This window comes from Ensifer sp. NM-2 (genome assembly GCF_003024455.1).
Taxonomy (GTDB): Bacteria; Pseudomonadota; Alphaproteobacteria; order Rhizobiales; family Rhizobiaceae; genus Ensifer; species Ensifer canadensis.
In genome coordinates this window covers 47,348-66,874 of the sequence record NZ_PVZR01000003.1, presented here as the reverse complement: position 1 = coordinate 66,874, position 19,527 = coordinate 47,348, and the positions used below count along the sequence as shown (strand labels likewise).

Here is a 19,527-nt window from a genome sequence, read left to right as displayed (position 1 = left end):
ACAGATGATCCTGAAAGACCGGGTCGCGATCGTGACCGGAGCGGGCTCCGGGATCGGTCAGGCGGGCGCTGCCATCATGGCGCGCGAGGGTGCGCATGTCGTCGTCGTCGACCGCAGCCCCGAGGCCGGCAGCCTGACCGTCGACACCATCCGCGCCATGGGCGGCAAGGCCGAGGCCGTCACCCTCGACGTTACCGACGATGCAGCGCTTGCCGACGGCATCGCCGATATCCTCTATCGCCACGGCCGCATCGATATCCTGCACAATCACGCCGGCGCGCAGGTTGCCGGCGATCTTGAAGAGGTCGAAGTCTCCGGCTTCGACCGCTCGTGGAACCTCAATGTGCGTGCGCATTTCATGGCCGCCCGCCTGGTCATGCCGTCGATGAAGGCCGCCGGCCGCGGCGTCATCGTCAACACCTCGTCATCGTCGGGCGTGCTCTACGACCGCGAGATGATCGCCTACACCACCACCAAGCATGCGGTTATCGCCATGACCAAGCAGATGGCCGGCGACTACGCCCGCCACGGCATCCGCGTCAACGCGCTCTGCCCCGGTTGGGTCGATACGCCCTTCAACGACCCCTTCATCGCCCAGATGGGCGGTCGCGGCGCGATCGAGGCCTACATCCGCGAAAAGGTACCGCTCGGCCGCTGGGCAAGCGTCGACGAAATCGCCGAGTCGATCCTGTTCCTGGTGTCCGACCGATCGTCCTACATGACCGGCCAAATCCTGGTGGTCGATGGCGGCGAGACGGTGGTGTGACGTCCGGACGCTGAGGTACCCACCAGGCCTCGTTGTGAAGGCGCCGCCGCCCCACTCGCCTCATTTCCGCGCTGGCTCGGAGCGTTTTCCTCGCGTCCCTGGTGTCTGTGGTGCGCGAAGCGCTTCCTCCTTTCCCTCATTTCTGTGCTTGTCACAGAAATCCAGCCACGGCGCGTCTGCGCCGTGAAGGACTTGTGCCAGACGCCGGAACGAAGGAGCCTCTGGCGCCGCCGACGCGGCGCCGCTGGATCTCTGTGACAAGCACAGAGATGAGGTCGGCAAATGTTGACGCCCTATCACACCTCCGGAACAATACCCCGGCATGCCCAGGCCACTGCCGCAAACGACCGGGGGCCGTCGGGTTGGCCAGCCTCATAGGCGGCCTTCACGGCTGCATCGATCTTCACCCGCTGGGCTGGCTCTAGTGCCGAGACGTATTTGCCGAGAGGTCCCTCACCCGCGGAGATCGGCTGCCAGAAATCTGCGAACGACTGATAGTCCATCCGGATCATAAGCGACGTCTGCTCGATATCCACGAGGCCATGCGCCGCGAAGCTCTGTATCATCTCTCCGGGCCGCATCATCGGCTGGAAACAATAGCGGGCGCGTACCTGATCGGCATTTTCATCGAGCATCGCCGCCGTATCGAGCACCATGCGCATGCCCGGCAGACCGCCGAAATGATCCCAGACCACGGCCGCAACCACGCCGCCCGGCCGCACCACCCGGCGCATTTCGGCGACGGCCTTTTCCGCTTCAGGTACGAAATGCAGGACCAGCAGCGCCAGCGCCCGGTCGAAATAATCATCGGCAAAGGGAAGCGCGCAGGCATCGGCCTGCTGGATCCTGATCCTCGGATCGGTGTTCGCCTTGATCGCCGCTTCGACGAAGACGGGCGAAAAGTCGATCGCCGTGATCTCACGGAGATCTGCCGCATGCGGCAGCGCAAAGGTCAGGCTTCCGGTACCACATCCGACGTCGAGGATCCGCTCGCCATCTGCAAGGCCTGAAAAGTTGATAAAAAGCGGCGCGAGCTGTTTGCTCCAACGCCCCATCAGTTGCTCATAGCCAGTCGCACTTTGAACATTGAAGCTTGATGTCATGATCGCCCCCAAGCAGCAAAGCCAGCATTCTACCGCGTTTCCATAAATCGTATTCGATTTAAGGAAACATGCGGCAATTCAAAGTGCTACAACGACCTTCGCGCGTACGCGCGGCGCTGTAGCTCGCGCACTGCTCGATACCAAGGCGTCGACGATCCTCTCGGAGAGACGGTGGCAAGACGCCGGCCCCTGGCTATGTCAGGGCAATGTGCCCGATGCCCTTGGCGGCGATCTCCTCAAAACTCTCGTCGTAGCCGGCATCGGCGTAGCGGATGACGCCGAGTGCGGTGTCGTTGGTGAGCGCATGGTCGAGCCGCTCGTCGGCAGCTTGCGTGCCGTCGGCCACCACCGTCACGCCGCAGCTCGTCATGTAGCCGGCATAGCCGCCGCCGCCCGAATGCACGACGACGAGATCCGCCATCGAGGAGCAGAGCAGCATGGCGTCGAGCAGCGGCCAGTCGGCGATCGCGTCCGATCCGTCCTTCATCCGCTCGGTCATGATGTTGGGATGCGCCATGGCGCCGGCATCGAGGTGGTCGCGCGAAAAGGCGACTGGTCCCTTCAATTCGCCCGACGCCACCAGTTCGTTGACGCGACGGGCCAGCGCTGTGCGCTCACCATGGCCGAGCCAGGCGATGCGCGCCGGCAGGCCCTCGAACGGGATGTGCTCGCGTGCAAGCCTGATCCAGTTGGTGACGATCTTGTTGTCCGGGAACATTTCGAGTAGCAGGTCGTCGATGCGCGCGATGTCGCTCTCCTCGCCGGACAGAGCCATCCAGCGGAAGGGGCCGATGGCGCGGGCAAAGAGTGGGCGCAAATAGGCCTCGGTGAAGATTGGAATGTCGAAGGCGTTGGTAACGCCGCCCTCGCGCGCCTGGGTGCGGATGAGGTTGCCGTTGTCGAAGACTTCCGCGCCCTTTTTCTGAAACTCGAGCATCGCCGTAACATGCTCGACGATCGAGGCGCGGCTTGCGGCCATCAGATGGCCCTGGCCGTCGTCACGCAGCGATTTCACCTGATCGACCGTCATGCCCTTCGGCACGTAGCCGTAGACGAGGTCGTGCGCCGAGGTCTGGTCGGTAACCACGTCGGGCACGATGCCGCGCCGGGCGATTTCCGGGTAGACCTCGGCGGCGTTGCCGATGAGCCCGACGGAGAGCGCCCGCTTGTCCCGGACCGCCGCATCGATCATCGCAAGTGCCGTATCCAGATCCGGTGCGATCTCCTGGAGGTAGCCGATCTCCCGGCGCTTCTTCGCCCGCTCCGGGTCGATATCGACGCAGAGGATGGCGGCGCCCGCCATGCGGCCGGCAAGCGGCTGCGCGCCCCCCATGCCGCCGAGCCCGGCCGTCAGCACGAAGCGGCCGGAAAGATCGCCGCCGAACCGCCGCTCGGCAATGCGCATGAAGATCTCGTAGGTGCCCTGGATCACCCCCTGGCTGCCGATATATTGCCAGGCCCCGGCCGTCAGCCCGCCCCAGCAGATCAGCCCCTTGCGTTGCAGCTCGTAGAAGACTTCGGCCTTGGCCCATTGGCCGACGATGTTGCAGTTGGCCATGATCACCAGCGGCGCCTTGGCATGGGTCTTGAGCAGCCCGACCGGCTTGCCGGACTGGATGATCAGCGTCTGGTCCTCGTCCATCTCGATCAACGTCTTGACGATGGCGCGGTGCGCCGGCCAGTTGCGCGCGGCCTTGCCGAGCGCGGCATAGACGATGAGGTTGTCCGGATCCTCGCCGACAGAAAGCACGTTTTCGAGTAGCCGCAGCAAGGCCTCCTGCCGCCAGCCCTTGGCGCGCAGCACCAGTCCGCCGGGGATCGGAAAGTTCGGGTGACGGGGGTTGGCCTTGGGCATCGTCTCGTTCCTCTTCGTTGTCGCGAGGCAGCTCGCTGCCCCTCACCCTAACCCTCTCCCCGCAAGGGGAGAGGGGATTGTTCACAGCTTGCGGCGAACATCGCGTGCGAAGCCGCTATGGTCCATCGCCCACAGGCCGGGGGCGTAAACGGCTCCCCTGCTCGCTGCCAACGCGCCATCTCATCACAATCGTGCCTCTCCCCTTCTCGGCGAGAAGAATAACCACGGCTTGCCGCCCCGGGTCGCAACGACGTCGCCTCTCCCCGCCTACGGGGAGAGGTTAGGGTGAGGGGCAAAACCACTCTCTGCATTCACTTCGGCGGCAACGTTTCGACGAAGGCAGTCGCCGCATCGATGAGCCGCTTGCGCACGGCGTCGTCGCCATAAGCGTCTGCCCCGGCCCGCACCCAGCCATGCATCGCGCGGCCGTTCATCACCATCAGTTCGACATCGGACAGCGCCAGCGCCCAGCCGTCATTGCCCTTGCCGAGCCGCACCAGCATCGATCCTTCGCGCGCGCCGCAGAGCAGGTTGCCGTTGAGCAGAAACGCCCAGCCGCCGAACATCGCCTTTTCCGACAGCCCCGGCCGCCCGGCGATCTCGTCCTTGATCAGTTCCTCAAGTCCCGCATCCCGCGCCATGACCTCTCTCCCCTGGCGTTTCCTGTGCACACGAAATCTGGAAACGCTTTACCTCATTGTTCTCTTGCATTTCCGGACGGCAAACCGCTTCGCGCTTTTCCTGGACATGCTCTACGACCGCCCGGCCAGAGCGTAGCGGGCGAGCTCTATGCCCATCGCCTTTTCGACCGAGGGGTAGACCGTCGGGTCGAGCACGCTGGACGCAAGCGGGATCACCGACTTCGGCACATGCAGCACGAAGATCGTCATGCCGACCCGCAGTTGGCCGACGCTCAAGGGTTCGCCCTCTGATGACAACGTGGTGATGACGTCAGGGAAGGTGGCAAGCCTCCGGCCTTCCGCAGAGTCAACCGCCATGTATTCATTCATCACGTGCAATACCGTTGAGTCAGCCCCCTTCCCCAGCGTCACCGTGCCGATGTCGAAGGCCTCCTTGGTGTAGGTGACCGACTTGTCGGTGATCGTGCCTTCGGCAAGGATCGCGCCATTGGTCGTCTTGACGATCGCATCGATCACCGCGCTGCCGCCCTTGGCTTCCGCCGCGATGATCGCCTCGCCGAGCGCCAGCGCCAGCGAGATGCCGCCGAGCGCCGCATTCGCCTTGACGTAGGACGCGCGGACCGGATTGCGGCACGAGGCGATGAAACCGCCGGACATGTCGGAGGCGGTGCGCAGGATCGGCGAGACCTTGGCGGTCGCGCCGCGGACCACCAGCTCGATATAGCGGTTCTCGTCGCGATTTCCCCCGACGGCGGTCTGGATCATCTGTTCAGGCGACCCGGCAAGGCCGATCGAGCCCATGTCGCCGGTCGGGTGCGCCCGGATGTCGCCGACCGCATCGACCACCTTGGTCCCGAGGATCGCCGATGGCAGCCAGCCATTGAGCGTCGAGGACTTGCCGTTCTGGCCGATGATCAGGCCCGAAAGCTTCTCGCCGAGCGCCTCCTGCAGCAGTTGCACCGCCTTGACGTAGTCGACGCCGCGCATTTCCCAGGGGGTGGTCGAGGCCGGCGCGCCGATGGCGGCTGCTGTCGCCACCCAGTCGTCGGCATCAAGCTCGTCGACCGACACCAGTTCCGGTTTGCCGATCGAGACCGCGGCATAGCCGAGCATGCGGCCGTGATCGGCCCAGCCGCCGCCGCCGGCGGCATAGACGGAGCCGCCCTTGACCGCAGCTTCGACATCCTTCTCCGTCAATATCCGACCCATCTCAAACCTTCTCCTGCAATTGTTTGTCGAGTCTTCTGACGGCATCGAAGAGCACGGCAGTGCCTAGCGCGATATCGTCGTTCTCCGCCCACTCGTCCGGGGCGTGCGAACGACCGCCCCGGCACGGAATGAAGATCATCGCCGAGCGGGTGATGCGCCCCATCCACGCGGTGTCATGCCCGGCTCCGGAGGCCATGCGCCGGTGGCGGGCACCGATCTGGCCGCAGCTTTCCTCCAGCGTCGAAAGCAGCAGCGGATCGCCGGGTGTGGGATGATTGTCGGAGATAACATTGGCGGGCGCGATGGTCACGCCGGCCTCACCGGCAACGCGCGCGGCAAGCGCGCCCAGTTCGACGATGAATTTCTCCATCTGCGGCTGCAGTTCGGCACGTGCATCGATCAGCAACCGCGCCCGCGACGGCACGACATTGGCGGCGTTCGGTTCGATCGAGAACTCGCCGACGGTCGCGGTGAAGTGTCCCTCGCCCTTGGAGAATTCGGTTGCCAGCGCCTCGATTGCCAGCACCAACCGGGAGGCTGCGACAAGCGCATCGCGCCGGTGGTCCATCGGTGTCGTGCCGGCATGGTCGGCCTGCCCTTCGACGATGATCTCGATGCGGGTGATGCCGGAGATCGCTGTGACGACGCCGATATCCAGGCGCCCGGTCTCCAGCACCGGCCCCTGCTCGATATGCAGTTCCAGAAAGGCCTTGATGTCGGAACGCTTGAGCGCTGGCAGCCGCGACGGATCGCCGCCAACTTCGACGATGCCCTGCCGCAGGCTCAGTTCGCCCTGCACCCGGCTCAGCCAGCCATCCGGCAGGATGCCGGCCATGCCGCGGCTGCCGACGCAGGAAACGCCGAAGATCGACACTTCCTCGGCAAGGAAATCGACGATCTCCAGGTCGTGATCGAGTTCGATGCCGCCGTCGGAAAGCGCGCGCGCCACTTCAAGTGCCGCGGCGACGCCGGCAATGCCGTCGAAGCGACCGCCCTCCGGCACCGTGTCGGAGTGGGAACCAAGCATCAGCGTTCCGAGCGCGGACTTTCGCCCCTTGCGCCGGCCGATGAGATTGCCGGCCGCATCGATGCGCGTCTCCAGCCCCGCCGCACGAAAGCGGCGATCGAGGAAGGCGCGGCCCTCCAGAAACAGCGGCGTGAAAGCCCGGCGGGTATAGGGCCGATCCGGCTCCGTGATCCCCGCAAGCCCGTTGACGATGCCGGCGATCCGGCTGGCATCCACCGGCAGATTGGTCTTGATGCTCGTGCTCATCGGGCCTCCTGCAAAGGCAAAGTCTGCAGCGGGCGAACGAAGGCGCCGGTGCCAGGCTTGGCGACGACGGCGCGCCCGTCAAAGGCAAGCGACCCGCGCAGATAGGTGGCAGACACCCGCCAGGGCAGCCTGATGCCGTTATAGGGCGACCAGCCGACGACGTTGTGACCGCTTGTCGCCGCATCATAGGTATAGGGCTCGGGCGTCATGACGATGATATCGGCGTCCTTGCCGGCCTCCAGCGCGCCCTTCTGGTGGTCGAGCCGGAAATGCCGCGCCGGGTTCAGCGTCATCAGCTCGGCCGCCCGCGTCAGCGGGATGCCGCGCTCAAGCGCGCCCTTGACGAACAGCGGCACCATGACCTCCAGACCCGGCACGCCGGAGGCATTGGCGAGCATGTCCGGATTGGTCTTGCGATCCTCCGACCAGCTGACATGGTCGGTCGAAACCATCGTCACCGTGCCATCGGCCACATGCCGCCATAGCTTTTCCACCTCGGCACGCGGGCGGATCGGCGGATTGATCTTCGCCTTGCCGCCAAGCCGGCGAACGTCGTTCTCCTCGTCGAGCGTCAGATAATGGATGCAGCATTCGATCGTCGCCGCGTGGCCCTGGCGCCGGTAGGCGTCGGCAATCTCGTAGCCGCGCCCGAGCGAGCAGTGGACCACATGCGCCGGGCATCCGGTCGAAGCACCCGTTTCGTAGATCTGGTTGGTCGCCAAGAGCTCGGTGAGCGGCGGACGGGAAAGGCCATGGGCGCGATAATCGGTGATCCCAGCGGCCCTGACCTTTTCGATCGCGCCGCGCACCGCCTCGTCGTCCTCGTTGTGCACCCCGGCTGTAAGCCCCGTCGGCGCGATCGCGCGAAAGCAATCCTCGAGCAGCGCTGCGGGAATGCGCGGAAAGCGCTTGGGGTCGGTGCCGAAGGTGGAGAACTTGAAGGCGGCAACGCCGGCCTCGACCATTTCGAGGATGCGGGCCGGCCCCTCCTCGGGGTCGACCGTGCCGTAGAGGGCGAAGTCGACCCGCGCCTGCGGGCTCGCATGGGCGACCTTGCGCCCAACGGCCTCCGCCGAGCAGACGAGATTGCCTTCGTCATAGGGCATGTCGACGATCGTGGTCACACCGCCGGCCGCGGCCGAGCGCGTCGACCAGACGAAATCCTCCTGGTTCTTCTGCGACAGCGAATGCACCTGCGCGTCTATGGCGCCGGGAAGGATCATTGCGCGTCCGAGATCGTGGCGTTCACGGGCAGCCGGTGCCACCCCCTGCCCGACATGCACGACCTTGCCATCGCGCACGGCCACATGTCCGCCTTCGACGATCCGGTGCGGGAGAACGATGGTGCCTTTCAGGACAAGATCGAAATCGGACATCGTGTTCTCTCCATCGGATCAGCCTTGTTGGATCAGCCTGGATCACTTGCTCAGCGCAAAGAAGTCGTCGAACTCCGGCATCGGCGCCATGGTGACGAAGGTGCGCAGCAGGTCATGGCAGGTAAACGCGCCTTGCAACGCCTCGATTTCCTTCGATAGCGGCCGGTCCTTCAGATAGATCGGGCTGATCGAGCGGGTGCGCTCATGCGCGAGCTTGACGATGCCGTGTGGCGCATCGCCGACAAGATCGATCGCCTGCGACGACAGGATCGCCTCGATCGCCGCCAACTGCCGCAGATCGCGCACCTGGGTTTCCATGCGCTCGACGATCAAAGGCAGGAAGGTCGCCTCTTCCTCCAACCCGCCGGCAACGACGATCGACTGGGCCGAAAGCGGCACCGCCATCGACTGCACGCGCATGTAGAGCTCGACCGCAAGCTTCATCAGCGGGCCGAGGCCGGTGGCGATTTCGCCCGGCGCCACCAGATTGACCGGCAGGTTGCGGCGCCCGCCGTTCGACAGAAGGATGCAACGGTTGAGCACGTTGCGCGCCACATGGGAAAACGCGATTTGCGCCGTTTCGACATAGAGCGTCGTGGTCAAGGGCAGCGAAGCACCCGAGGCATGCACCTGGCCGCCGAGCACCACCGGATTGTCGTCGGAAAGATAGGTCGCCTCGACCAGACGGCCGGCGGCAACCAGCAGCGTATCGACAACGGCGCCGAACACCTGTGCGGTCATGCGCAGGCTCAATGGGTCATGGATCGCCGTCGGCAAGGGCCAGTCGGAAACGCCCGATTGGCCGTAGAGCCAGGAGCCGACCAGCGCCTCGCCCCGCGTCGACAGCGTCGCGGCCACCCGCCACGGATCAGCCGAAGCGCCAAGCGCCTGCGACGACATCACGCCGGTCACCAGCAGCACGCGGATGGCCGCTGCCGCCTCGCGCAGCACGTCGGCGGCCGCCGAATAGGCAATCGCATTGACGCTGAGTGCCGCAAGCGCGTCGCGCGGCCGCATCACCAAAGGCGTCAGCCCGGCATCGGCAAGCGCCGTTTCGGCCGGAACCAGCCGGCCGCGATGATAGGCTTCGCCGACCCCGGTCAGAACGGCCGCGATCTGCCCCATCAGGCCGATATCGGCGCAGCCCATCGAGCCGTGCCGACGCACTGCCGGGATGATGTCGTGCTCGATGAGTGCGAGGAAGGCGTGGATCAGCTCGGGGCTGCATCCGGTATGCCCGCGCATCGCGGTGTTGCAGCGAATGGCGATGGCCTTGCGCACGATCGGCACCGCAAAAAATTCGCCGGTGCCGAAATGATGGGCACGCACCAAGGAGGTATTGAACTCCGCCAGATCGTCCGCCGTCCAGAGCCGGTCCTTCATCGAGCCGACGCCGGTGTTGGACCCGTAGACCGGCAGGCCGAGCGCGATGCGATCGGCGATCACCTTGTGGGCAGCCGCCACCCGCTCCATGCCGCCCTCGTCCGCGACCGGTCGCGCCGCACCCGAGCCGATTTCCTCGAGCGTCGCGAAGTCGAGCGGTTTTCCGCAGAGAACGATGGACTTGACCTGTTGCAGCATGCCTCGAGAACCTTACCACGCGATCCGCCTCGACGCCGAAACGATGCGTGGATGCAAAGACTTGATGCGATCCCGCCTCTATGGGCGAGGGATCGTCTGCCAGCATGCTATGCGTTTTGTTCGCTCTCGTGATATATCCCAAATCCGGAACGGCCGATGCCAAATTCTGAACATGGTGGCACCGACGATGCCGGCGGAGAACTTACGCAATGGATATCGCCACGATCCTGCTCGTCGAGGCCGTCATGCGCGAAGGCGGCATAAGGCGCGCCGCCACCTTGAGCAGCCGTGCGCCGTCGAGCGTCAGCGCCGCCGTTCGCCGCTTCGAACAGGCCGTTTCGATCCCGCTTTTCCGTCGCGACGGCGGCCTCGTGGCCCTAACGCTGGAGGCCCGTGCACGCCAGGCCGATGTGACCGAAGCAAGCGCCACAATCCGGGCGCTGCTGACTACGGCTAGCGGCGAACCACCGACTGCGATCCCGCCTGTCGGCCTCGTCGCCCTCGACCGTTTCGTCCGGATCGCCCGGGCCGGCAGCATCCGGGCGGCCGCCCGCACCCTCGGCCTTGGCCAGCCGCAACTGACACGGCAGATCGCCGACCTCGAACGTCATCTGCAATGCCGGCTGCTCGGGCGGTCCCATGGCGGCATCGTCTGCACCCCGACAGCCCTCGGCATCATCCCTGAAGTCGAACGCCTGCTCGACATCTGGGCGCGGCTGACGCGCGCTTCGGCCGACCGGTTCCGCCGCGACGTCACCACCTGGCGCCTCGGCGCGGTCATGCCGCTCGGGCCGGAAAGCGAGATTGCCCGCATGCTGGCGGCGCTGACGGCCACTTGGCACCGCTCCCGCCCGCGGCAATCGCTGTTCATCTCCAGCACCACCGCCGACGAGCTTCTCGCCGGTCTCAAGAGCCGGCGCTTCGACGCCGCCCTGCTCGATATCGCCGGCATTCCACCAGATTTCGACGGCCGTCTCGTGTCCGAAACCGCACTGGTGCTCGCCGGTCCGGCACCGGCCCTTTCGGAAATGGGCGGCGATCTCCCCCGGCTGCTCGCCACCTGCCCGATCGCCGTTCCGAGCGTGCGAAGCGGCCTGCGCCGGGAGGTCACCCGCTTTCTCGATGACACGCTCACGGAGCATGAGCACCGCCGCGTGACACTGGTCGAGGTCGATTCCATCCCCGTCATCATCAACCTGGTCAGCCACCATGGCTATCTCTCGGTGCTGCCGGAAACCTCGCTGTCGCGGGTCCAGCGCCCACCCGCCATGATCCGGCTAGGGCCGCTCTACCGCCAGTCGCTGACGCTCATCTGGCCGCGCGGCGCCTTTTCCAGCGAGGTCGGCGACCTGATGATCGGCATGATGAAGACGGGTCCGCAGGCAGCGACAGCCTCGCCAGCGTAATCGGGATCGCCGGAATCAGTTCTTCACGATCTGCCGTCAAACAGCTGAAACGACTCAGGAATACCGCACCGTTGAATCAGCTCATGAGGTGCATCGTCGCCTCAAAGCCGGTGTCTCCACCTGAGCAGCTAAAGCGCGTCGCGATCTTTCGGATTCGCTTGCTGCGCTTTAAGCTCTTGTTTTTTCGCATGTCGTCATCGCAAAACCGCTGAACACTTTTGCGCGACGTGCCTTAGGGATGTCCAGTCGCCTTGGCCTTGCCGATCGCACCCTCCGGCGAACGGCCGCGATCCTCGGCTCCATGGCCAAGCTTCAGCCGACGACGCGTCTCGCTCGGGCTCTCGCGGTAATGGGCGCGGTAGCTGCGCGAGAAGGATGATGACGAATTGAAGCCGGTGATCGCGGCGATGTCGGCAAATTCCATGCGCGTCTCGATCACCTTACGCCGCGCCGCATTAAGGCGCAGCGCCAGGTAATGTTCGTGCGGCCCCACCCCCATCGTGTCGCGAAACAGGTCCCGCAGGTGCCGGGCACCGACGCCGATGCGGCGGGCGAGCCGCGCGAGCGTCAAAGGCGCCTCAACCGTTTCCTCCATCAGCTTGACCGCGGCGCCGACACGGGGGTCGAGGATGCGCATGTTGCCGATCGCCGGCATCTGCAGGAGGTCGCCGCGGGTGCGCTCCTGTTCGTAGATGAACAGGCGCGACACTTCGAGCGCCAGCGAATAGCCGTGCGCCCGGCGGATCAGCTCCAGCATCAGGTCGAGCGTCGGCAGGGAGCCGCCGGTGGTGATGCGCTTGCCGTCGATGACGAACCGTTCGCGCACCATCGTCACCTGCGGATAGGTGGCGGTAAAATCCTCGAAATCCTCCCAGTGGGTGGTGGCTTTGGAATTGTCGAGCAAGCTGGTTTCGGCAAGCAGCCAGGAGCCGGATTCGATGCCCGCCATCAGCTCGCGATGGCGCGCCGTCTGCGACAGCATCATCTTCAGCTGCGAGGTGGCGCTCCGCTGCCAATTGTAGCTCGACAGGATGAAGAGCGGCGCCGTTTCGCGCTGTGGTCGGAAAGCGCCTGCAACCGGAATGGGGATGCCGCTCTTGGTTTCGATCGGCTCGCCGTCAGGGCTGTAGAGCGTCCAGCTGTAGAGCGGCCGGCCGGCGATGCGGTTGGCAGCGCGCATCGGCTCGATCACCGAGGCAACGAGGATCAGGTTGGTCTCCGGCAACACCAGGATGTCGGCGTGCTGCACCTGCGAAACGCTCTGATCCATTCGCAAACTTCTCCTTATCGTTGCCGATAATGTACAAGATAGAACCGATTATGAAAAGCAGAGCCGCCGTTCTTGGCTCGTAATGGCTTTAATAAAAGGGAGACTGCAATGCCGCTCAGCATGAACCGCGAGGTATTCATCACCTGTGCCGTCACCGGCGCCGGAGACACCGTTTCAAAGTCCAGCCACGTTCCGATCACGCCAAAGCAGATTGCCGATGCGGCGATTGAAGCCGCCAAGGCGGGTGCTGCCGTGGCCCACTGCCACGTCCGCGATCCGGACACCGGCGCCCCTGCCCGCAGGCTCGATCTCTACCGCGAAGTCACCGACCGCATCCGCTCCGCCGATGTCGATGTCGTGCTCAACCTGACAGCCGGCATGGGCGGGGACCTGGTTTTCGGCAATGTCGAAAGCCCGTTCCCGGTCAACGAAAAAGGCACCGACATGGCCGGCGCCACCGAGCGCGTTGCCCATGTCGCCGACTGCCTGCCGGAAATCTGCACGCTCGACTGCGGCACCATGAACTTCTCGCTCGGCGACTATGTCATGACCAACACGCCGTCGATGCTGCGCGAAATGGCGCGGCAGATGACGGCGCTCGGTGTCCGCCCCGAGATCGAGGCCTTCGACACCGGCCACCTCTGGTTCGCCAAGCAGCTCGCCGAGGAAGGGCTGATCGAGGATCCGGTGCTGATCCAGCTCTGCATGGGCATTCCGTGGGGGGCGCCTGATGACCTCAACACCTTCATGGCCATGGTCAACAACGTGCCGGATAACTGGACCTTCTCTGCCTTCTCAATCGGCCGGAACGCGCTTGCCTACCCGGCAGCAGCAGTCCTTGCCGGCGGCAACGTCCGCGTCGGCCTCGAAGACAATCTCTATATCGGCAAGGGCCAGCTCGCGACCAACGGTCAGCTCGTCGAAAAGGCAGTCGGCCTCATCGAGGGCATGGGTGCCAAGATCATCGGGCCGGATGAGGTCCGCAAGAAACTGAAGCTGACGAAGCGCTGAGCGGGGATATCATGAGCCTTATAACGAAAGCAGCCTGCGTCGGTGGCGGCGTCATCGGCGGCGCCTGGGTAGCGCGGTTTGCGCTTGCCGGCATCGATGTGAAGATCTTCGACCCGCATCCGGAGGCAGAACGCATCATCGGCGAAGTCATGGCCAATGCCGAGCGCGCCTATGCGATGCTGACCATGGCGCCGCTGCCGCCGAAGGGAAAACTCACCTTCTGCAAAAGCATCGAGGAAACGGTCAAGGACGCTGATTGGATTCAGGAAAGCGTGCCCGAGCGGCTGGAGCTGAAGCGCGGCGTCATCACTCAGATCGATGCCGCCGCAAGACCTGACGCGCTGATCGGCTCCTCCACTTCGGGGCTGCTACCATCCGACCTGCAGGCCGAGATGAAGCACCCCGAGCGCATGTTCGTGGCGCACCCGTATAACCCCGTCTACCTGCTGCCGCTCGTCGAACTCGTCGGCGGCAAGAAGACGTCGAAGGCGACGATCGAGCGCGCCATGCAGGGCGTCGAACAGATCGGCATGAAGGGCGTCGTCATTGCCAAGGAGATCGAGGCCTTCGTCGGCGACCGTCTGCTGGAAGCGCTCTGGCGCGAGGCGCTGTGGCTGATCCAGGATGACATCTGCGATACCGAGACGCTCGACAATGTCATGCGTTACTCCTTCGGCATGCGCTGGGCGCAGATGGGTCTGTTCGAGACCTACCGCATCGCCGGCGGCGAAGCCGGCATGCGCCACTTCCTTGCCCAGTTCGGCCCCTGCCTGAAATGGCCCTGGACCAAGTTCACCGATGTCGTCGATCTCGACGATGCGCTGGTGGAGAAGATCGGTGCACAGTCGGACGCGCAGGCCGCCGGCCGCTCGATCCGCGAGCTCGAGCGCATCCGCGACGAAAACCTCGTCGGCATCATGCATGCGCTGAAATCGGGCAATGGCGGCGAAGGCTGGGGCGCCGGCAAGCTGCTTGCCGACTTCGAGGCGAAGCTCTGGGCCAACGCCAAGAAGCCTGAAGCCGATCTCGGCGACGTCAAGCCGCTGCACATTCTCGACACCAAGGTCAGCGCCGCCTGGGTCGACTATAACGGCCACATGACCGAGCACCGCTATCTCCAGGTGTTCGGCGATACCTCCGACGGCCTGCTGCGCCTGATCGGCGTCGACCTCGACTATGTCCGCGACGGCCACAGCTACTACACGGTCGAGACCCATATCCGGAACCTCGGCGAGGCCAAGCTCGGCGATGCGCTCTATTCGACCTGCCAGCTTCTGTCGTCGGACGAGAAGCGCCTGCATCTCTTCTCGACGATCTACAATGCCGAAACGAAGGAAGCCATCGCAACCGCCGAGCAGATGATGCTGCACGTCGACAGCAAGGCCGGCAAATCGGTCGCTGCCCCAGCCAAGGTCCTGGACAAGCTGAAGGCGATCACCGAGGCCCACGCCGGCCTGCCGACGCCCGAAGGTGCCGGACGGTTCGTCGGCCAGAAGCGCTAACGGACGGCTCCTTCGACGTGGAAGGGGCAGTCTTTGCGGGAAAAGTCGGGCGACGGCCGCCCCTCATCCCGCTGCCGCGACCTTGTCCCCGTCAACGGGCGAAGGAACATGCTGCAGCCGCTCGCCCCTGTCTTCGGCAGTAGGAGCGCAGCCGCAAAGCGTCCCCTCTCCCCGCCTGCGGGGAGAGGGTTAGGGTGAGGGGCAGGCAACCGCGCATGCCAGCGGCCGATGGGGAGATCGGCCAGAGGGCAGGCAGATAAATTGCGAGGGAGAACACATGAATTTCGCACTGACCGATGAACAGCAGATGATCGTCGACACGGTCCGCAGCTTCGTCGAGACCGAAATCTATCCGTATGAGGACGAGGTCGAGCGCACGGGTATCGTGCCGCCCGAACTGGGCCAGGATATTGCCCGCAAGTGCAAGGAAATCGGCTTCTTCGGCTGCAATTTCCCCGAAGAGGTGGGCGGCGCCGGTCTCGACCATACGTCCTTCACGCTGGTCGAACGCGAGCTCGGCCGCGGCTCGATGGGCCTCACCGTCTTCTTCGGCCGCCCTTCGGGCATCCTGATGGCCTGCAACGACGAGCAGCGCGAAAGATACCTGCTGCCGGCGGTCAAGGGCGACAAGTTCGACGCGCTCGCCATGACCGAGCCGGATGCCGGCTCCGACGTGCGCGGCATGAAGTGCTTTGCCCGCAAGGACGGCGACGACTGGATCGTCAACGGCACCAAGCATTTCATCAGCCATGCGGACATCGCCGATTTCGTCATCGTCTTCATCGCAACGGGTGAAGAGGACACACCGCGCGGGCCAAAAAAGAAGATCACCTGCTTCCTCGTCGACCGCGGCACGCCCGGCTTCGAGATCCGCAAGGGTTACAGCTCCGTCTCCCACCGCGGTTACAACAACTGCATCCTGACCTTCGACGACTGCCGCCTGCCCTCCGCCCAGATCCTCGGCGAAGTACACAAAGGCTTCGACGTCGCCAACGACTGGCTGTTCGCCACACGGCTGACGGTGGCTGCGACCTCGGTCGGCCGCGCGCGTCGCGCCTTCGATTACGCGCTGAACTACGCCGCCGAGCGCAAGCAGTTCGGCAAGCCGATCGGCGCCAACCAGGGCGTCTCCTTCAAGCTCGCCGACATGATCACCGAGATCGACGCCGCCGATCTGCTGACGCTTTCGGCCGCCTGGCGCCTCGACCAGGGCCTGCCCTCCAACCGCGAGATCGCCTCTGCCAAGGTCTACGCCACCGAAATGCTTGCCCGCGTCACCGACGAGGCGATCCAGATCTTCGGCGGCATGGGGCTGATGGACGACCTGCCGCTCGCCCGCTTCTGGCGCGACGCCCGCGTCGAGCGCATCTGGGACGGCACCTCCGAGATCCAGCGCCACATCATCAGCCGCGACCTGCTGCGGCCGCTCGGAGCGTAACGAATGATCGAGCGGCGCTCCTCCCCACCCCTCATTCCTGTGCCCGTCACAGGAATCCAGCAGCGGCACGTCCGTGCCGCGATTGACCCTTTGACGAACACCAGACCCGACACCGCCTCCAAGGCAGAAACACTCTTCACCGGCTTGCCGATGCAAGACGGCTGGATTCCTGTGACGAGCACAGGAATGAGGGCGTCGCGAAACACAGGAACGTGGGAGTGTCTGATTAGATGACCCAAACACCCCGTTCCCTCGACAGGCTGATCCGACCAAAATCCATCGCCGTCTTCGGCGGCAAGGAGGCGCGGCGGGTCATCGAACAATGCGACAAGATGGGCTTCGCCGGCGATATCTGGCCGGTGCATCCGAGGGAGGACCAGATCCTCGGACGCAGGTGCTACCGCTCGGTCGCCGACCTTCCCGGAGCACCGGACGCGTCCTTCGTCGGCGTCAATCGGCAGCTCACCATCGACATCATCGCGGCGCTTTCGGCGCGCGGTGCCGGCGGCGCCGTCTGCTATGCCTCGGGTTTTCGCGAGGCGGCAAGCGAACTCGATGACGGCAACGACATGCAGGAAGCGCTCGTTGCCGCTGCCGGCGACATGCCAATCGTCGGCCCGAATTGTTACGGCTTCATCAACATGCTCGACGGCGCCCTGCTCTGGCCCGACCAGCACGGTATGCAGCGCGTCGAAAGAGGCGTTGCCGTCCTGACGCAATCCTCCAACATCGCTTGCAACATCTCGATGCAGACGCGCGGCCTGCCGCTCGCCTATCTCATGACCGCCGGCAACCAGGCGCAGACCGGCCTGTCCGACATCGCCTGCGCCGTGCTGGAAGATCCGCGCGTCACTGCCGTCGGCCTGCATATCGAGGGTTTCGACAGCATTGCAGCGCTCGAGCGGCTGGCAACGCGCGCCCGTGAACTCGGCAAGCCGGTCGTGACTTTGAAGGTCGGCAAGTCGGAGGCAGCCCAGCTTGCCACGGTCTCGCACACGGCCTCGCTTGCCGGCAACGACCGGGTCTCCTCCGCACTTCTCGCCCGCCTCGGCATCGGCCGCGTCGACACGCTGCCGGCGCTGCTGGAAACGTTGAAGCTGCTGCATGTCGCCGGCCCGCTCGAAAGCAGCGAGATTTCCTCGATGAGCTGTTCGGGCGGCGAGGCCTCGCTGATGGCGGATGCCGGCGTGCGCTATCGCGTCAACTTCCGGGCACTGAAGGAAGAACAGCGACGCCCCCTGAAGGAAAGCCTCGGCGAGATGGTGACGATCGCCAACCCGCTCGACTACCACACCTTCGTCTGGGGCAACCGCGAGAAACAGACGACCGCCTTCAGCGCGATGATGAAGGGCGGCTATGCGCTCAACCTGATCGTGCTGGACTTCCCCCGCCAGGACCGCTGCGACGCGGCCGACTGGGTGACGACCTGCGACGCGGTGATCGATGCGGCAAACGCGACCAGCGCCCGCGCCGGTATCGTCGCCAGCCTCGGCGAAAACATGCCGGAACAGACGGCACTCTCTCTGATGGCTGCCGGTGTCATCCCCTTCTTTGGGATCGACGAGGCGTTGGCAGCCGTCGAGACCGCTGCCGGCATCGGCGCGGCCTGGGCCAGACCCGCACCGCCGAAGCTCCTGAACGGCGGCGTTTCAGGCGGTGGCAATGCCATCACCCTTAGCGAACATGAAGCCAAGACCGAGCTTGCGGCTTCGGGCCTTAAGGTTCCGCCGGGCACGACCGCATCGACGCCGCAAGAGGCCGCCACGGCAGCCGAAAGCCTCGGTTTCCCCGTCGTGCTCAAGGGGCTGGGCGTCGCCCACAAGACCGAGGCCGGGGCCGTCAAGCTGAACCTTGCAAGCAGTGCCGAGGTGCTTAGCGCCGCGGAAGGCATGGCTGCCGTGGCATCGGGTTATCTCATCGAGAAGATGGTGGCAAAACCCGTGGCCGAACTCATCATCGGCGCGATGCGCGATCCCGTCGCGGGCCCGGTGCTGACCATCGGCGCCGGCGGCATCCTCGTGGAACTGCTGGATGATTCCGCAATCCTGACGCTGCCGACGACGCCGGAGCTGATCCGCGAGGCGATCGACGGACTGAAGATCAGGAAGTTGCTCGACGGCTACCGCGGCGGACCGAAGGGCGATTTCGCGGCCCTTGCCGACGCTGTCGCCGCTGCGGCATCCTATGTCGTTTCAAACGCTTCAAACCTCGAAGAACTCGATATCAATCCTTTAATGGTGTTACCGGAAGGCCATGGAGCCATCGCCGCCGACGCCCTGATCCGCCGGAGGAACTGACGCCATGACCGGACCGATCCTTACCCGCCGCGAAGGCGGCATTCTCGAAGTCACGATCGACCGGCCGAAGGCGAACGCCATCGACCTGAAGACCAGCCGGGTGATGGGCGAGATCTTCCGCGACTTTCGCGACGACGACACGCTGCGCGTCGCCATCATCACCGGGGCCGGCGAAAAATTCTTCTGTCCGGGATGGGACCTGAAGGCGGCGGCGGCCGGCGATGCTGTCGATGGCGACTACGGCATCGGCGGCTTCGGCGGCATGCAGGAACTGCGCGATCTCAACAAGCCTGTGATATCAGCCGTCAACGGCATCTGCTGCGGTGGCGGCCTCGAAATCGCGCTTTCCACCGATCTGATCCTCGCAGCCGAGCACGCCACCTTCGCGCTGCCGGAAATCCGCTCCGGCACCGTCGCCGACGCCGCCTCGATCAAGCTGCCGAAGCGCATCCCCTATCACATCGCCATGGACATGCTCCTGACCGGCCGCTGGCTCGATGTCGTCGAAGCCAACCGCTGGGGCTTCGTCAACGAGATCCTGCCCGCCGACAAGCTGATGGCGCGCGCCTGGGAGCTCGCCCGCCTGCTCGAGAGCGGCCCGCCGCTCGTCTATGCCGCCATCAAGGAAGTGGTGCGCGCAGCCGAGGGCGAGACCTTCCAGGCGACGATGAACAAGATCACCCGCCGGCAGTTCAAGACTGTCGACATTCTTTATTCGAGCGAGGACCAGCTGGAGGGCGCAAAGGCGTTTGCCGAGAAGCGCGACCCGGTCTGGAAGGGGCGCTGACAGACGCTGCCA

Annotated in this window: 15 protein-coding genes; 7 read left to right on the top strand and 8 right to left on the bottom strand. The window is 64.9% G+C overall.

Annotated features, from left to right (window positions below):
* Positions 1 to 4 precede the first annotated feature (4 nt).
* Positions 5 to 766 (top strand): SDR family NAD(P)-dependent oxidoreductase, encoded by a 762-nt coding sequence (locus tag C6558_RS07655; RefSeq protein ID WP_025427799.1) that lies wholly within the window; start codon positions 5 to 7, stop codon positions 764 to 766.
* A gap of 296 nt (positions 767 to 1,062) precedes the next feature.
* Here the strand turns inward: C6558_RS07655 and C6558_RS07645 are convergent, their stop codons facing one another.
* From C6558_RS07645 to C6558_RS07615, 7 genes are all read right to left on the bottom strand, one after another.
* Positions 1,063 to 1,869 carry a class I SAM-dependent methyltransferase gene (locus tag C6558_RS07645; protein WP_025427800.1) on the bottom strand — a complete coding sequence of 269 codons (807 nt, stop codon included), beginning with the start codon at positions 1,867 to 1,869 and terminating at the stop codon, positions 1,063 to 1,065.
* A gap of 193 nt (positions 1,870 to 2,062) precedes the next feature.
* Positions 2,063 to 3,724, bottom strand: coding sequence for a urocanate hydratase (locus C6558_RS07640; protein ID WP_107027135.1), 1,662 nt, complete (start codon positions 3,722 to 3,724; stop codon positions 2,063 to 2,065).
* A gap of 311 nt (positions 3,725 to 4,035) precedes the next feature.
* Positions 4,036 to 4,365, bottom strand: a complete 330-nt coding sequence (locus tag C6558_RS07635; RefSeq protein WP_025427802.1) for a TfoX/Sxy family protein — start codon at positions 4,363 to 4,365, stop codon at positions 4,036 to 4,038.
* A 111-nt stretch (positions 4,366 to 4,476) separates the two neighbouring features.
* Positions 4,477 to 5,574 (bottom strand): DUF917 domain-containing protein, encoded by a 1,098-nt coding sequence (locus tag C6558_RS07630; protein ID WP_025427803.1) that lies wholly within the window; start codon positions 5,572 to 5,574, stop codon positions 4,477 to 4,479.
* A 1-nt stretch (position 5,575) separates the two neighbouring features.
* A complete protein-coding gene (locus C6558_RS07625) occupies positions 5,576 to 6,835 on the bottom strand; it encodes a Zn-dependent hydrolase (protein WP_025427804.1) in 1,260 nt (419 codons plus the stop codon).
* Positions 6,836 to 6,843: 8 nt separating this feature from the next.
* A complete protein-coding gene (locus C6558_RS07620; protein WP_057211100.1) occupies positions 6,844 to 8,223 on the bottom strand; it encodes a dihydroorotase family protein in 1,380 nt (459 codons plus the stop codon).
* A gap of 42 nt (positions 8,224 to 8,265) precedes the next feature.
* Entirely contained in the window at positions 8,266 to 9,804 is a 1,539-nt protein-coding gene (locus C6558_RS07615) for an aromatic amino acid lyase (protein ID WP_025427806.1), read from the bottom strand.
* A 209-nt stretch (positions 9,805 to 10,013) separates the two neighbouring features.
* Between C6558_RS07615 and C6558_RS07610 the strand changes: the two genes are divergently transcribed.
* The gene (locus C6558_RS07610) at positions 10,014 to 11,210 is read left to right on the top strand and encodes a LysR family transcriptional regulator (protein ID WP_025427807.1); all 1,197 of its coding nucleotides are present in this window, start codon (positions 10,014 to 10,016) and stop codon (positions 11,208 to 11,210) included.
* A gap of 232 nt (positions 11,211 to 11,442) precedes the next feature.
* On the opposite strand, the gene C6558_RS07605 is transcribed toward C6558_RS07610, so the two are convergent.
* On the bottom strand, positions 11,443 to 12,480 hold the full coding sequence (locus tag C6558_RS07605; protein WP_025427808.1) for a GlxA family transcriptional regulator: 1,038 nt from the start codon (positions 12,478 to 12,480) through the stop codon (positions 11,443 to 11,445).
* Positions 12,481 to 12,588: 108 nt separating this feature from the next.
* Here C6558_RS07605 and C6558_RS07600 point away from each other — a divergent pair, with 108 nt between their 5' ends.
* The 5 genes from C6558_RS07600 (at position 12,589) to C6558_RS07580 (ending at position 19,515) form a co-directional block, all read left to right on the top strand.
* Positions 12,589 to 13,491, top strand: a complete 903-nt coding sequence (locus tag C6558_RS07600; protein ID WP_025427809.1) for a 3-keto-5-aminohexanoate cleavage protein — start codon at positions 12,589 to 12,591, stop codon at positions 13,489 to 13,491.
* Positions 13,492 to 13,502: 11 nt separating this feature from the next.
* A complete protein-coding gene (locus tag C6558_RS07595) occupies positions 13,503 to 14,993 on the top strand; it encodes a carnitine 3-dehydrogenase (RefSeq protein ID WP_025427810.1) in 1,491 nt (496 codons plus the stop codon).
* A gap of 277 nt (positions 14,994 to 15,270) precedes the next feature.
* Positions 15,271 to 16,431 carry an acyl-CoA dehydrogenase family protein gene (locus tag C6558_RS07590; RefSeq protein ID WP_025427811.1) on the top strand — a complete coding sequence of 387 codons (1,161 nt, stop codon included), beginning with the start codon at positions 15,271 to 15,273 and terminating at the stop codon, positions 16,429 to 16,431.
* 230 nt (positions 16,432 to 16,661) lie between these two features.
* The gene (locus C6558_RS07585; protein ID WP_025427812.1) at positions 16,662 to 18,728 is read left to right on the top strand and encodes an acetate--CoA ligase family protein; all 2,067 of its coding nucleotides are present in this window, start codon (positions 16,662 to 16,664) and stop codon (positions 18,726 to 18,728) included.
* Positions 18,729 to 18,732: 4 nt separating this feature from the next.
* Complete coding sequence (locus tag C6558_RS07580; protein ID WP_025427813.1) at positions 18,733 to 19,515, top strand: carnitinyl-CoA dehydratase; 783 nt, start codon at positions 18,733 to 18,735, stop codon at positions 19,513 to 19,515.
* The last annotated feature ends 12 nt before the right edge of the window (positions 19,516 to 19,527 follow it).

Excerpts from the sequence above, each read along its gene's own strand:
- C6558_RS07655 (WP_025427799.1), top strand. The coding sequence starts at position 5 with ATGATCCTGAAAGACCGGGTCGCGATCGTGACCGGAGCGGGCTCCGGG.
- C6558_RS07645 (WP_025427800.1), bottom strand. The coding sequence starts at position 1,869 with ATGACATCAAGCTTCAATGTTCAAAGTGCGACTGGCTATGAGCAACTG.
- C6558_RS07640 (WP_107027135.1), bottom strand. The coding sequence starts at position 3,724 with ATGCCCAAGGCCAACCCCCGTCACCCGAACTTTCCGATCCCCGGCGGA.
- C6558_RS07635 (WP_025427802.1), bottom strand. The coding sequence starts at position 4,365 with ATGGCGCGGGATGCGGGACTTGAGGAACTGATCAAGGACGAGATCGCC.
- C6558_RS07630 (WP_025427803.1), bottom strand. The coding sequence starts at position 5,574 with ATGGGTCGGATATTGACGGAGAAGGATGTCGAAGCTGCGGTCAAGGGC.
- C6558_RS07620 (WP_057211100.1), bottom strand. The coding sequence starts at position 8,223 with ATGTCCGATTTCGATCTTGTCCTGAAAGGCACCATCGTTCTCCCGCAC.
- C6558_RS07615 (WP_025427806.1), bottom strand. The coding sequence starts at position 9,804 with ATGCTGCAACAGGTCAAGTCCATCGTTCTCTGCGGAAAACCGCTCGAC.
- C6558_RS07610 (WP_025427807.1), top strand. The coding sequence starts at position 10,014 with ATGGATATCGCCACGATCCTGCTCGTCGAGGCCGTCATGCGCGAAGGC.
- C6558_RS07605 (WP_025427808.1), bottom strand. The coding sequence starts at position 12,480 with ATGGATCAGAGCGTTTCGCAGGTGCAGCACGCCGACATCCTGGTGTTG.
- C6558_RS07600 (WP_025427809.1), top strand. The coding sequence starts at position 12,589 with ATGCCGCTCAGCATGAACCGCGAGGTATTCATCACCTGTGCCGTCACC.
- C6558_RS07595 (WP_025427810.1), top strand. The coding sequence starts at position 13,503 with ATGAGCCTTATAACGAAAGCAGCCTGCGTCGGTGGCGGCGTCATCGGC.
- C6558_RS07590 (WP_025427811.1), top strand. The coding sequence starts at position 15,271 with ATGAATTTCGCACTGACCGATGAACAGCAGATGATCGTCGACACGGTC.
- C6558_RS07585 (WP_025427812.1), top strand. The coding sequence starts at position 16,662 with ATGACCCAAACACCCCGTTCCCTCGACAGGCTGATCCGACCAAAATCC.
- C6558_RS07580 (WP_025427813.1), top strand. The coding sequence starts at position 18,733 with ATGACCGGACCGATCCTTACCCGCCGCGAAGGCGGCATTCTCGAAGTC.